Annotated in this window: 12 protein-coding genes; 3 read left to right on the top strand and 9 right to left on the bottom strand. The window is 62.7% G+C overall.

Annotation, left to right across the window (positions count from 1 at the left end; all coding sequences use genetic code 11):
* Positions 1-9 precede the first annotated feature (9 nt).
* Entirely contained in the window at positions 10-864 is an 855-nt protein-coding gene (locus P6U23_RS36980; protein WP_407177206.1) for an alpha/beta fold hydrolase, read from the top strand.
* Positions 865-878: 14 nt separating this feature from the next.
* Here the strand turns inward: P6U23_RS36980 and P6U23_RS36975 are convergent, their stop codons facing one another.
* Positions 879-1709, bottom strand: a complete 831-nt coding sequence (locus P6U23_RS36975) for an enoyl-CoA hydratase (RefSeq protein WP_407177205.1) — start codon at positions 1707-1709, stop codon at positions 879-881.
* Positions 1710-1818: 109 nt separating this feature from the next.
* Positions 1819-2520: an SDR family NAD(P)-dependent oxidoreductase gene (locus P6U23_RS36970; protein ID WP_407177204.1), complete on the bottom strand. Its 702-nt coding sequence runs from the start codon at positions 2518-2520 to the stop codon at positions 1819-1821.
* A gap of 291 nt (positions 2521-2811) precedes the next feature.
* On the opposite strand from P6U23_RS36970, the gene P6U23_RS36965 reads away from it, so the two are divergent.
* Entirely contained in the window at positions 2812-4590 is a 1779-nt protein-coding gene (locus tag P6U23_RS36965) for an acyl-CoA dehydrogenase family protein (RefSeq protein ID WP_407177203.1), read from the top strand.
* Positions 4591-4698: 108 nt separating this feature from the next.
* Here the strand turns inward: P6U23_RS36965 and P6U23_RS36960 are convergent, their stop codons facing one another.
* From P6U23_RS36960 to mbfA, 4 genes are all read right to left on the bottom strand, one after another.
* A complete protein-coding gene (locus tag P6U23_RS36960; protein WP_407177202.1) occupies positions 4699-6171 on the bottom strand; it encodes an amidase in 1473 nt (490 codons plus the stop codon).
* A gap of 98 nt (positions 6172-6269) precedes the next feature.
* The gene (locus P6U23_RS36955) at positions 6270-6800 is read right to left on the bottom strand and encodes a cytochrome b (RefSeq protein WP_407177201.1); all 531 of its coding nucleotides are present in this window, start codon (positions 6798-6800) and stop codon (positions 6270-6272) included.
* A 35-nt stretch (positions 6801-6835) separates the two neighbouring features.
* The gene (locus P6U23_RS36950; RefSeq protein ID WP_407177200.1) at positions 6836-7702 is read right to left on the bottom strand and encodes a hypothetical protein; all 867 of its coding nucleotides are present in this window, start codon (positions 7700-7702) and stop codon (positions 6836-6838) included.
* Between the two features lie 12 nt (positions 7703-7714).
* Positions 7715-8686: an iron exporter MbfA gene (gene mbfA, locus P6U23_RS36945; RefSeq protein WP_407177199.1), complete on the bottom strand. Its 972-nt coding sequence runs from the start codon at positions 8684-8686 to the stop codon at positions 7715-7717.
* Between the two features lie 187 nt (positions 8687-8873).
* Between mbfA and P6U23_RS36940 the strand changes: the two genes are divergently transcribed.
* Positions 8874-9599, top strand: a complete 726-nt coding sequence (locus P6U23_RS36940) for a hypothetical protein (RefSeq protein WP_407177198.1) — start codon at positions 8874-8876, stop codon at positions 9597-9599.
* 66 nt (positions 9600-9665) lie between these two features.
* Here P6U23_RS36940 and P6U23_RS36935 read toward each other — a convergent pair whose 3' ends face one another.
* The 3 genes from P6U23_RS36935 to P6U23_RS36925 all read right to left on the bottom strand — a co-directional run bounded on the left by P6U23_RS36935 (position 9666) and on the right by P6U23_RS36925 (position 13011).
* Positions 9666-10064 (bottom strand): hypothetical protein, encoded by a 399-nt coding sequence (locus P6U23_RS36935; RefSeq protein WP_407177197.1) that lies wholly within the window; start codon positions 10062-10064, stop codon positions 9666-9668.
* Between the two features lie 115 nt (positions 10065-10179).
* Positions 10180-11343 (bottom strand): alpha/beta fold hydrolase, encoded by a 1164-nt coding sequence (locus P6U23_RS36930; protein WP_407177196.1) that lies wholly within the window; start codon positions 11341-11343, stop codon positions 10180-10182.
* A 123-nt stretch (positions 11344-11466) separates the two neighbouring features.
* Positions 11467-13011 (bottom strand): acyl-CoA synthetase, encoded by a 1545-nt coding sequence (locus P6U23_RS36925; RefSeq protein WP_407177195.1) that lies wholly within the window; start codon positions 13009-13011, stop codon positions 11467-11469.
* Positions 13012-13042 lie beyond the last annotated feature (31 nt).

Genomic DNA, 13042 nt, shown 5'->3' with positions numbered 1-13042 from the left:
GGAAAGATCGTGATTTCCTATGATACCCTAAAGCCTGTTCTGTTGAGCCGCGATGGCGTGCGACTGGCGCATTTCGAAGCGGGACCTGCAGCCGCACAATTCCCTCCGCTGCTTCTGATCAACGGCTGGACCGGCGACCACGTCATCTTTACGCCCCAGATTGCCCACTTCGCGGCAAGCCGTCGGGTGGTCGCCGTCAATCTGCGCGGCCACGGCGCCAGCGACGCGCCGGAACAAGACTACACCATCAGAGGATTCGCGGACGATATCGCCTGGCAATGCGGCCAACTGCAACTGCACAAGCCCCTCGTCATAGGCCACAGCCTGGGCGGCGCGATCGCGCTCGAACTGTGCGGCCGCTATCCGGATCTGGCGTCGAGCGTGGTGATGATCGACTCGATCATAATGTCGCCTCCGAGCTTGCGCGAAGCTCCCGAGCTCCGAGCCCTGCTGGAGGGCATCGGCGGGCCCAACTATCTGACCGTTTCGAGGGCGAACGCATGGGAGATCGGTTGCGATTACGATGATCCGGCGCGACGCAAGATGATCTACGAGACCTATATATTGCCGCCTTGCGAGAAGACGCCGCAGCACGTTGCCTATTCGGCGATCAAGAATTTCGCGATGAACTATGATCCGGTCCCAGCCGCGGAGGCCTGCAAGATTCCCATGGCCTATATTTCCGCTGACGTCCCACTGGTGAACATGGCGCGCGACCTCGATCGGCTGCAGAGGATCTGCCCGCAACTGATCATAGCGAAGACAATGCTCGCCGGCCATTTCAACACGATCGAGGTTGCGGATCAGGTCAATGCGATGCTCGATCGTTTCCTGGCTGTCGGTCTTCGCCGGCGCGAGGCTTGATTTTGCAAGTCTGCTCAGCTTGCCCTGAACACCGGCTTGCGCTTCTCGATGAACGCCTGCACCGCCTCGCGGTGATCGTCGGTGGTGGTGAGCATGATCAGCCTCTCGGCCTCACGATCGCGAGCGGCATTGAAATCCAGCGACAGCGCCTCGTCCAGATTGTCCTTCATATAATGAAGTGCCAGCGCCGGCCCCTCGGCCAGCGACTTGGCGAGAGCGAATGCTTCATCCTGCAATTGCGCGTCGGGCACCACGCGGTTGACGAGCCCGATCGCCTCGCAGCGCGCGGCATCGACCCGCTCCGAAGTGAACATCAATTCGCGCGCTCGCGCGGTGCCGACGAGCCGCGTCAAGAGCCAGGCGATGCCGTAATCCCCTGACAGCGCGATGCGCGCATAACCGGTGGAAATGAACGCCGATTGCGCGGCGATGCGGATGTCGCAGGCCATGGCAAGCGCGAGCCCGGCGCCGACGGCGGGGCCGGGCAGCGCCGCGATTGTCGGCTTGCGAACAGCAATCAGCGCGCCGGTCAACAGCCGCTGCCGCTCCTGCAGATCCGCGACCTTGGCGTCAAACGACATTTCGCGCTTCTTCTGATCGCGATGCGCGCCCATGCCTTTGACGTTGCCGCCGGCGCAGAACGCCTGGCCGGCGCCGGTGATCAAGAGCGCGCCGACGTCGGGATTGTCGCCGCAAGCCTTGATCATGCTGCGCAGCGCCGGCGTCAGGTTGTCCGACAGCGCATTGCGCGCGTCCGGACGGTTGAGCGTGATGAGCGCGGCGCGGTCGCGGATCGCGCAAAGGAGTTCGTCGGTGCCGGTGTCGATGCTGGTTTCGATCGTCATGGTGTTCCCCCCCCTTCGGCTCCTGATTCCGAGGCGGTGCGTGGGCACCGAACCCGGAATCTCGAGATTCCGGGTCCGCCCTTCGGGCGCCCCGGAATGACGGTGTTCATCAAAACTTCTCAACCCACGGCCGCAATTCCATTTCCCAGGTCCAGGCGCTGCGCGGCTGGCGCAGTACATTCCAGTAGCTGAGCGCGATGGCGTCGGGATCTAGCATCGAGTCCGGGCGGTCGGAGGCTTCCGTGCGCGCCGCGCTGCGGATGCCGCCGTCGATGACGAAATGCGCGACATGAATGCCCTGCGGGGACAATTCGCGTGCCAGCGACTGGGCGAGACCGCGCAGGCCGAACTTGCCCATCGCAAACGGCGCCGACTGTGCATAACCCTTGACGCTGGCGGAAGCGCCGGTGAACAGGATCGCGCCGTGCCTGTTGGGCAGCATCCTTTTCGCCGCTTGCTGCGCCACGAGGAAGCCGCCGAAGGCGCTGATCATGATGGACTGGGCGACGTCGGCCGGCACCAGATCGACAAAAGTGCCACGCGCCCGCGCGCTGGCGTTGTAGACGACGAGATCGGGCGCGCCGATTTCGCGCTCGACAAGACCGAACAGCCGTTCGACATCGTCGGCTTCTGCCGCATTGCACGCGTAGGCTCGTGCGCCGGTCTCGTGGCAGAGCGCCCCGAGCTTCTCGATTTTCCGCGCGGCGAGCGCGACCTGGATCTTTTCGCGGGCGAACAGGCGGGCGAGCGAGGCGCTCAAGCCTTCGCCGGCGCCGACAATGAGTGCGATTTTGTACGACGGAATATCCATGGCGCCGTCCTTAGGGAGGTTGCTGGGAATCCTTATCTAGGTGTGCAAAGCAGCGCGGCAACCGCGCGCGTCCATCTTGCGCAAGATCGCGATTGATGCGGCATCGCTTTATGGCGAAAATGGCGGCGTGCCCTGGCGGAAGAGGGCGACATCCTCGCTCCCGCATGCGCAAGAGATCCGCCATGGCACGACGTGTCGCTGGGAGCGGCCCATCGGCCGTCTCCTGCGGAGCATGACGTATATCATCCAAAGCCGGAAAACGGGACGGAAACGAACACGAGTCTTCGCAAAATGCATCAGCCTATCAAAGACGAAACCACCGCCCGAGCCGATCGCTCCGAATTGCTGGCGCCTGATACCACGGGCATGAATTTCTACCGGGCCGACCCCGCGCTCGCCGATCTCTTGCGTATTCATCTGCCCGACGCGCTGTTCCGTCACATCGAGCCGCATCTCGATCGGTTGGGTGATCTCGCCGGCGGCCATCTCGACGAATGCGCCCGGCTTGCCGATCGCCACGTTCCGCTGCTGCATCAGCGCGACAAGTTCGGGCGGGACGTGCAATCGATCGAATATCATCCAGCGTATCGCGAGCTGGAGCGCGTCGCCTTCGGCGAGTTCGGCATTCACGCCATGTCGATCCGCAAGGGCATCTTGGGCTGGCCCGACAAATATCCGGTGGTCGCCAAGCATGCGTTCACGTTCCTGTTCAATCAGGCCGAGTTCGGTCTCGGCTGCCCGATCAACGTCACCGATGGTTGCGCGAAGCTGCTGGCAAATTTCGGCAGCGAGGAGCTGAAGGCAAAATATCTCGATGGCGTGACCCAGACCGATATGAGCAAGCTCACCCAGGGCGGCCAGTTCATGACCGAAAAGGAGGGTGGCTCCGACGTCGGCACGCTCACCACCACCGCCGTTCAGGAAGGCGACCATTGGCGTCTTCATGGTGAGAAATGGTTCTGCTCCAACGCAGACGCCAAGGTCGTGATGCTGTTGGCGCGGCCGCAAGGCGCGCCCGCTGGGACACGCGGCGTCGGGCTGTTCCTGATGCCGCGCTTTCTCGACGATGGTTCGCAGAATCACTACCGGATCGTCCGGCTGAAGGACAAGCTCGGGACGCGTTCGATGGCTTCGGGCGAGATCAAGCTGGAGGGCGCGATTGCCTATGCGGTCGGCCGCCTCGATCGCGGCTTTGTGCAGATGGCGGACATGGTCAACTCTTCACGCCTCTCCAACGGCGTCAAGTCGACCGCGCTGATGCGGCGCGCCTATCACGACGCCATGACGGTTGCAAAAAACCGCGTGGTGTTCGGCAGCCGTATCATCGACCTGCCGCTGGGACGGCGGCAATTGATGAAGATCATGCTTGCCACCGAGCAGGCGCTGTCGATGAGTTTTCTCACCGCGGATGCACTCGATCGCGCCGAAGCCGGCAGCCAGGATGCAGCGGCATTGTTGCGTATCCTGACGCCGACGCTGAAATTCCGCGCCACGCGCGATGCGCGAAAAGTTTGCGGCGATGCGTTGGAGATACGCGGTGGCATCGGTTACATCGAAGAGTTCGCCACCGCGCGGCTCCTGCGCGATGCGCATCTCGGTTCGATCTGGGAGGGCACCGGCAATATCGTCGCGCTCGATGCGCTGAGGCGCGCGGTCGGCCGCCACGGCGCGGAATCCGCGCTGTCAGCCGATCTGCACGGCCGGCTCGGCGAAGCTGTGGCAGTGCCGCTGGCCTGGCGCGACCGATTGCGTCATCTGGTCGACCGCGCCGTCGGGTTTGCCCGCGAGGTCGCCGCACGCGCCGACAACGAGGCGGAGGCGCGGCGCGCGACCAGCCTGCTTTATCACGTCGCAAGCGCGGTCGCGCTGGCCTGGGAGGGGGCGCGCATCAACGAGACGCGGGGCGATGCACGGCGGCTGTTATTGTCGCGGCTGGTGCTCGATCATCGCCTGTCTTCCGGCGATCCGTTCCGGCTGACGAATAATGCGGCGGAAAGTGCGATCGCAGGTCTCCTGCTTGGCGAGCGCCCGGCTGGCATGGCCGAGGTTAGCGAGTTGCTGGCAGCATAACGTCATTCCAGGGTGCGCGCGGCGCGCGAAACCGCCAACCCAGAGGTGCTGGCGCGAGATTCCGGGTTCAGCCCTGCGGGCTGTCCCGGAATGGCGGCCTGCCGAGCATCAATCATTAAACATCGGCGGCGGCACGAAGCCGCCGAACTCGCGCTCGATCAGCTCGGCCAATTTGATCGGCGTGCGATCCTCGAGCCAGGGGCCAAGGATCTGCACGCCGATCGGCAGCCCGTCCGAGGCGAAGCCGGTGGGAATCGCGGTGGCGGGAAGGCCGGGCAGCGTCGCGATGCCGGGCCAGGACAACTGATCAGGATAGACGTAATCCTTGCCGTCGATGTTGACACGGCGCTCCTCCTGCTCCGGCGAATGATCGTGCGGATAGGCCTGGGTCGGCATGATCGGACAGATCACGGCGTCAAAATCCTTGAACAGCTCGCGCCACCGCGCGCGCAGCCGGCCGCGCGCGCCCTCGTCCAGCACCCAGGCGCGATGGCTCGCTGCTATGCCGCGCAGCCGTTCGGCGGGCAGGCTGGCGTCATCGGGCTTGAGCCGTGCCGCAGCGGCTTTCGCGCCCTCATATTGTTCGGCTGGCCAGAACGAGGCGAGAAAGGCCATCAGCATTCGCATGTAGAGACGCGAGGACTCCACGAAATCGGGCAGCAGCGGACTTTGCCGCGCAATGCTCGCGCCCGCCTTTGCAAGGTGGCCCGCGAGCTTCTCGATGCTCTCGCGGATCTCCTTGTTCGGCGGCAGCATGGGATGGCCGTCGATGACCAGCACGCGGAAATCGGCGAGCCTGCCATGGCGCGGCGGTGGCAGCGCAAGCTTGTAGCCGACGCCAGCTTCCAGCGGGTCGGGGCCCGCCATCACGTCGAGCAGGAGGGAAAGATCGGCCGCGCTGCGGGCCATCGGGCCGAGCACCGACATGTCGCGATCAAGCGGGATCGGCGGCACCTGCGGCGGTGTGTGGCCGCGCGTCGCGACCAGGCCAAAGGTCGGCTTATGCGCATAGACCCCGCAGTGAAACGCCGGCACGCGCAGCGAGCCGCCAATATCCGAGCCGATTGAGAGCGGACCATAGCCCGCCGCAAGCGCCGCCGATGATCCGCCCGAGGAACCGCCAGGGGTGCGGCCGAGATCGTAGGGGTTATTGGTGGTGCCGTAGATGTCGTTGTAGCTCTGCCAGTCTCCTAGGCCCACGGGAACGTTGGTCTTGCCGATGATTACGCCGCCGGCGTCCTTGATGCGCGTGATCGCCAGCGCGTCCTGCGCCGGCCTGAAGTCCTTCTGCGGGACGAACCCCCAGGTCGTGGGAAGCCCGACAACATTGAAGGATTCCTTGACCGTGAGCGGGATGCCGAGCAGCGGCTTCTTCTCGCCGCGCGCGAGGCTTGCGTCCGCGGCGCGCGCCGCCTGCAGGGCACGTTCGAAATCGCGCACGCAGATGGCGTTGATCCTGCCGTCGTGGCGCTCGATCCGCGCGATCGCGTCTTCGGTGAGTTCGACCGCGGAGACCTGACGTGCCGCGAGCGCGGCCGACAGTTCGGTCGCGGTCTTGAAGCTCCATTGCGATTTGGCCAAAGCGTTTTCCCCTTCTGATCCTTCGAGATGATCGAATGATGATCAGAATGCGCCGTGGCCGCAAGGTGCGGCTTGACCGGAATTGCTGCGGCGGAAGACTATCCCGGAAGCATGCGCTGCATGACGCGGTCGCGATAGATAAACATATGCGCGAACGCCGCGACCACGTGAAATACGATGAAAACGAGCAGCGTCCACTCCGCTGCCTGATGCAGGCCGTCGATCGCTTTGCCCGCCGCCGCATTGTCGGACGCGAGCATCGGCAGCGGAAACAAATAGAAATAAGAGACCGACCAGCCGCGGAAGGATGCGAACAGCCAACCTGTCAACGTCGTCGCCAGCACCAGGAAATAGAGCATCCAATGCATCAGCTCGGAACTCAGGCGTTGCCAGGGCGGCAGCGTGCTCTCGGGCGCAACCGGATGGCTCAACCGCCAAGCCAAGCGCAGCACGATGAGAATAAGAATCGAGATGCCGAACGAGATGTGAAGGATCATGCCGACGCCGGGCTGCTGGCCGCGGTGAATGTCAGGCATCAGCCAGCCGATCGGGTATTGCACGACAAGCAGTGCGACGATCAGCCAATGAAAGATTTTTGCGGTGGTGCCGTAATGCAGGCGAGGGAGCATGGGTCGACTATATCTCAGGACTCGTGACGGCAGGATTACCAGGTCCGCTGCGTCGAATGCGACATCGGATTGACGGGGCCGGTGGTGGCGTGCCCGGTCGCGTCGGATTTTCCGGGAACCGGGAAGGCGTAGCCGATAATGGTCTTCACCACCCAGCGGTCGGATTGGGGGGTTAGGCCGTAGCCGACGCCAAGGTCCACGTCAAAGACCCCGAACTTGAAATCGGTGACCGCAAACAGCGTGTGCTGCTGATCGGCGAGCTTGGGGAAGGCTCCGATCTTGCCGAAGTCGGCGTAATATTCGAAGCCGGCGTAAAGATCATCTCCCAGCTTTCGCGCGACGCGCACAGCCGGCGCGAAATCGGCCTCGCCGTATTTTCCGAAACCGACATCGACAATGGGATTGACGATGAATTCATATTCGCTGTTGCGGACGCCGATGATGGGGCGGATTTCCAGGGCCCACCGGGTCTGCGCGAAGGGCGGCGTCTCGTTGCTCAACTCGAAATTCACGCCGTAGAAAAAATTGCGTTGATCGGCATGCGGGGTGACGAACAGTGCCCTGACCTTGAACGCATCCGAGTAAAATTGTTCGTGTGCAATCGAGAAGGGCAGATAGAGCCCGACTTCCCACCAGTCGGTGACGCCATAGGCGAATTCCGGCGTGCCGTTGAGGCTGTGGTTGGACACGAGTCCGCCCGGAAAGGGTGGATTGGTCAGCCCGCCCGGGATGTAATTGAGGTGCTGCTGGATCGTGAACTGGCCGACCTCGGCAATGGACGCGTTGTAGACCTGGATTTCGTCGGTCGCCTTCGCAGGCGTGATGATGAAGGGCACGATCGTGACGGCTGCAGCTCCAGCGAAGCCGGAGCGCGGCATGAGGCCGAAAACGCGTTTCCTCATCGCGCAGCCCGCCTAGGCGGCCCCGATCAGAATGCCGACCCCGAGCACGATGACACCGCCCAGCACGATCTGGAACACCGCTTGCAGGAATGGCGTATCCATGTAGCGCGCGCGAATAAAGGCGATCGCCCATAGCTCGAAGAATACCACCACGGAGGCGATTGCGGTCGCGATCCAGAAGGCGTTGGGCCAGGCGTCCGGCACCAGATAAGGAAGGGTGTGACCGAGGCCGCCGAGCGTGGTCATGAATCCGCAGGTGAGGCCGCGCAGCCAGGGCGAGCCGCGTCCGGTCAGTGAACCATCGTCGGACAGGGCTTCCGCAAAACCCATGCTGATGCCCGCGCCGATCGAGGCGGCAAGGCCCACCACAAAAGTCTGCCAGTTGTGATGCGTCGCAAAGGCCGCCGCGAACAGGGGAGCCAGTGTCGAGACCGAGCCGTCCATCAGGCCGGCGAGTCCGGGCTGGACATATTGCAGGACGAAGACGCGCCGGCGCGTGCGGTCTTCGGCGGCGCGAACGTCGGGGCTCAGAATCTCGTGGGTGAGTCGTGTCGCGACCTTTTCGTGACCCTTTTCCGCCTCGGCGAGATCACCGAGCAGCCGCCGCACGGCAACGTCCTGCGCCTGTTCGGCCGCCTTGGTGTAAAACCGCTCGGCCTCGAACTCCATCGTCTCCGCCTCTTTGCGGATGGTCTCGAGCGGCAGGTTCTTGGTCAGCCATACCGGGCGACGGCGCAGGAAGCCCTTCACGTCCTCCCTGCGGATCGGCGGCAGATGCGGACCGAAGCGTTGTTCATAGAGCTCGAGCAGCATGTGGCGATGGCCGCGTTCTTCCTCGGCCATCTCCTCGAACAGCTTTGCCGAATCGGGATAGCGCTCCTTCAGGTCCTCGGCGAACGTCATATAGATGCGACTGTCTTCCTCCTCCGAGGAGATGGCCACCGCCAGCACCTCGCGCTCGGTCAGGTCCGCGAAATTCTTCATCAGAAAGCGTCCAGGACATAATTTAGAACGGTTCTAAACAATCTATAGAGGCTCGGTTGCGCCGGGTCAAATCGGCCGCAATTCACGACTACGCCAGCAAGCCTTGTGCTGTAGCGCCTGTCGTGGGAACCGTTCGCACGCGCTGTCGGTTTCCGTTAGCCGAGCATTGGTCAACGACGGGGGAAGTATGGAAAAGGTCAAATATCGTCTGAACGACCCGCGGCTCGCGCCGCGGCGAACCAAGCTCGAAATTCCCGGCTGGGCTGGTAAGCGCGAACCGCGCGCCGACGGGTCACGCGAACAGGTGTGGCATTGCGTGCCGTTTTCGGAAGGCGCTCAGTACGGAATCGAGCTGTTCTATCCGTACGACTTTGAGCTGCATGTCTCGACCAGGGACGGCCATTTGATCCTGGACGGCGATTGGGGCGAGCCGCCGCCGGACAGCACCTTGCAATGGCCGCCTTTCCGCAACTTCGGCGATACGTTCTACACCTACCAGCTTCTGCTCGATCTGAAAGTGCCACAGGGGTTCGCGATCAGGACCGAGCCGCATCCGCGCTTCTATGCGGATGCGACCGGTACGGTGCCGATCGCCGTCCCGGCGCTGATCCGCAACTGGTGGCCGATGGTGTTCTTTTGCGTGTTCAAGGCACCGCCGGAGGGCGGCACGCATATTTTCCGGCCGGGCGAGCCGTTCATGCAGATCATCGTCATCCCCGAGGAAGCGCCGTTCGAACTCGAGCCGATGGGGCGTGACGAAGCCGCCGAGCGCGAACTGCAGTCGCGCCGCATCTATGCCAACCGTCCGACCTTGGGTAAGGGCACCGAGTGGACATCGTCGACGGATACCGTGTTTGACGGCACCTACCGGCATCTTCATCGCGCGGCGAAAGAGAAAGCGCGACAGACCTAAAGCAATTGCCGGGCTCTCCATGGAGAACCCGGCGACTCGTCACGTCATCACAAGGTTACAAGGCGATCAGTAGCGATCGTAATACCAGTGATGATGGTGGTGATGGTGATGATGATGGTGGTGATACCAGCGGCGGGGCGGCACCACATAGACCCGGGGGCCATAGTCATAGTCGTAGTCCCGATAGCCGTAGTGATGGTGGTGGTGATGATGGTGGTGATGGTGATACCACTGCGCCACCTTGACGTTGGCGTCGGTCGAGCCTTCGTCGGGCTTGGGAGGCGCCTGTTCGTCCAGCGCCTGCAATATTTTGGCGGCGTTCGGAATCGGCTCTAACAGGTCGGCGTAGGAGTTGGCTTTCAGCGCGTCCGATGGGTTCGGTGCCGGCGCGGGCGAGGCCTGTGCGGCACCCAGCGTGCCGAGCGCGGCGACCGCTCCCAATAGTCCAGCGATTTTCTTCTCCATAAATCTCCTCCAAATGCGCATTGCCCGGGATCGCAACGCAAGCATCGAATGATCGTTCCTTCGCCGACCCGTGGTGGCGACAACGATAGAGTTTGATTCTGAACAGTCGATGAAGCTAGTGGCGTTGTCCTGCAGTCGCCTGCTTGAAGAATTCGAGCAGCAGTCGATTGATCTCCGCAGGCTGCTCCTGCTGCACCCAGTGACCAGAACCGTCCACCAAATGACACGCGATCATCGCGGTGCACGCGCTCGATTGCATCGCCTCGAATGCGCCGGGGCGCTGATATATGCCCCAATCCTGCTTGCCCGCAACGAAGCAGGAGGGCACGTCGATGGTCTTGCCCGACCATAGCTGCAACTCCGCCTCAAATGCGCCCGATGTGCCGCAGCGATACCACTGCAAGCCGCCCTGGAATCCGGTGCGTGCATATTCGCCTGTATAGAAAGCGAGCTCGCCGTCGGGCAGCCATTGATTGGCGGCGATCTCCGCCGGCGACGGCATTTCGTCCGCAACCGTCTCAGGCATGGTCTTGTCGACATCCATCACGTAATAGGTCGGCAGTTTCGCGAGCTCCTCCGCTGACCAGGACTTGAGCGGCGAGGGGCGGTTGTGTTTCCAGTCCGCGCTCTTGTGATGATAATAGGCGCGGAGGAAATCGTGCAGACCCTGCGGCGCGTGCATCATGTCGGCATTCGCCTCACGCGTTGAATAGTACCATTGATAATGCTTGCGCGGCCGCGGCAGGCGCGCGAGTTCACGATGCACGGGGTCTTCCGCCGCCGGCATCGCAGGCTTGTCCGCGGTGTCGAAGGGCAATTTCGGCGCGCCTGCGAACGGCGCGCTCATCATCACCACCGAGCGGAATACATCTGGTCGCAGCAACGCACACCAGGCGGCGACCGGACTGCCGAAATCGTGTCCGATCACGGCATCGACGCTGCGATAACCGAACGCCGACACCAGGCCCAGCGCATCGCGGACCAGATTGGTCAGCCGAAATGGCGCGAGATCGCCGTCATACTCCGCGCTCCACCCGGTGGTGCGGCCATAACCGCGCTGATCCGGTGCGATCACATGATAGCCGGCTTGCGCGAGCGCCGGCATCACCTTGCGCCAGGAAAAGGCAAGTTCGGGGAAGCCATGCAGCAGCAACACGCACGGCCGGCCGCGCGCCTCAAAGCCCGCCTCCAGCACATGCATGGTCAAGCCGTTGATGCCTTCGACATAGCGGGAGCGGATGCCAGGCGGAAGCGGGATCGAAGGAAGAGAGTTGGCCATGGTTGTTTCCTCGTCATGGCCGGGCTCGTCCCGGCCATCCACGTTCTTTTTCTGCCGCCATCTTCTAAGACGTGGATGCCCGGCACAAGCCCGGGCATGACGGCGTTTGTTTGGCTTTGATGGCTAAATCCGTACCGAAGTCTTCGGCCAGTAACGGTCGCGCAAGTGGCGCTTCACCAGCTTCCCGGTCGGCGTGCGCGGCAGCTCGGCCTCGAAATCGATACTGCGCGGGCATTTGATCGGGGAGAGATGCTGTTTGCAAAACTGGATCAGCTCGGCCTCGAATGCCTTGTTCGCGCGCGCCATGTCGTTGGGCTGCACCACTGCCTTGACCTCTTCGCCCATTTCTTCATTCGGCACGCCGAACACCGCGACGTCGGCGACCTCGGGATGCGTGATCAGCACATCCTCGGTCTCCTGCGGATAGATGTTCACCCCGCCGGAAATGATCATGTAGGACTTGCGATCGGTCAGATAGAGATAGCCGTCTTGATCGAGATAGCCGACATCGCCCAGCGTCGACCAGCCTTTCGAGTTGTGGGCGCGCTTCGTCTTCTCAGGATCGTTGTGATAGGAGAAGCTGGGCGCATCGGCGAAATAAACCGTGCCGATCTCGCCGACCGGCAGCTCTTCATCGTCCTCGCCCAGAATCTTGACGCTCCCGACCACGGCGCGGCCGACGCTGCCGCGATGCTCGAGCCATTGCTGCGAATTGCAGACGGTGACACCATTGCCTTCGGAACCCGCATAGTACTCGACCAGGATTGGCCCCCACCATTCGATCATCCTGGCCTTCACGTCGATTGGGCAGGGAGCCGCGGCATGGATCGCGCTCTTGAGCGATGACAACTCGTACTGCTTGCGTACCTCCTCCGGCAGCTTGAGCATGCGCACGAACATGGTCGGTACCAACTGCGAATGCGTGACCCCGTATTTCTGGGTCAGGCGCAAAAAGCCTTCTGCGTCGAAGGACTCCATGATGATGGAGGTACCGCCGAGCACTGCGACCATCATGTTGAAGCGAAGTGGCGCCGCGTGATAGAGCGGTGCCGGCGACAGGTAGACGGTCTCCGATCCCATCCCGCACATATTGGCGCAAAGCGTCAGCAGGAACGGGTTCGGCGAGTCGATGCTCTTGTCCTCGAACTGTTTTTTGATGCCCTTGGGCCGGCCGGTGGTGCCGGACGAATAGAGCATGTCGTAGCCGGCGACTTCGTCGGTGATCGGCGTTACCGGCTGCGCGATCGCTTCCTTGTCCCACGAACGAAAACCTGCCTGCGGCTCGTCGAGCATGAAGAACAACGGCTCGCCGGGCGCGCCTGTGATGAGGCCCTGCACCTGTTCGGCGCATTTGGGCGAGGTGATCACGACCTTGGCGCCGCAATCCTTCACGATGTAATCGATCTCGTCTTGCGTGAGATAGCGGCTGATCGCGGTGTAGTAGAGGCCTGCCCGTTGTGCCGCCCAGCAGATCTCCATGAACGCCAGCCGGTTCTCCATCAGGAAGGCGATGTGATCGCCGGGCCTCAAGCCCAATGCGCGAAACAGATGCGCGCCCTGGTTCGACAACTCGTCAAGCTCACGATACGTGATCGCCTTGCCCGTTCCTGCCATCTGGTAGGCGATCTTGTTCGGCTGGGTGCGGGCGTGGATGGAGGGATGGGTCATCGCGGCTGCCGGTTGGATCGAATCTGCTGAC

Origin of the sequence: Bradyrhizobium sp. STM 3562, assembly GCF_045571435.1 — a bacterium.
Lineage (GTDB): Bacteria > Pseudomonadota > Alphaproteobacteria > Rhizobiales > Xanthobacteraceae > Bradyrhizobium.
Note: the sequence above shows the minus strand (reverse complement) of the source record. Positions and strands in the feature narration are given on the sequence as shown.

Bases quoted from the DNA above. Each gene is read 5' to 3' on its own strand.
- P6U23_RS36975 (WP_407177205.1), bottom strand. From the start codon at position 1,709: ATGACGATCGAAACCAGCATCGACACCGGCACCGACGAACTCCTTTGC.
- P6U23_RS36970 (WP_407177204.1), bottom strand. From the start codon at position 2,520: ATGGATATTCCGTCGTACAAAATCGCACTCATTGTCGGCGCCGGCGAA.
- P6U23_RS36965 (WP_407177203.1), top strand. From the start codon at position 2,812: ATGCATCAGCCTATCAAAGACGAAACCACCGCCCGAGCCGATCGCTCC.
- P6U23_RS36955 (WP_407177201.1), bottom strand. From the start codon at position 6,800: ATGCTCCCTCGCCTGCATTACGGCACCACCGCAAAAATCTTTCATTGG.
- P6U23_RS36950 (WP_407177200.1), bottom strand. From the start codon at position 7,702: ATGAGGAAACGCGTTTTCGGCCTCATGCCGCGCTCCGGCTTCGCTGGA.
- mbfA (WP_407177199.1), bottom strand. From the start codon at position 8,686: ATGAAGAATTTCGCGGACCTGACCGAGCGCGAGGTGCTGGCGGTGGCC.
- P6U23_RS36940 (WP_407177198.1), top strand. From the start codon at position 8,874: ATGGAAAAGGTCAAATATCGTCTGAACGACCCGCGGCTCGCGCCGCGG.
- P6U23_RS36935 (WP_407177197.1), bottom strand. From the start codon at position 10,064: ATGGAGAAGAAAATCGCTGGACTATTGGGAGCGGTCGCCGCGCTCGGC.
- P6U23_RS36930 (WP_407177196.1), bottom strand. From the start codon at position 11,343: ATGGCCAACTCTCTTCCTTCGATCCCGCTTCCGCCTGGCATCCGCTCC.
- P6U23_RS36925 (WP_407177195.1), bottom strand. From the start codon at position 13,011: ATGACCCATCCCTCCATCCACGCCCGCACCCAGCCGAACAAGATCGCC.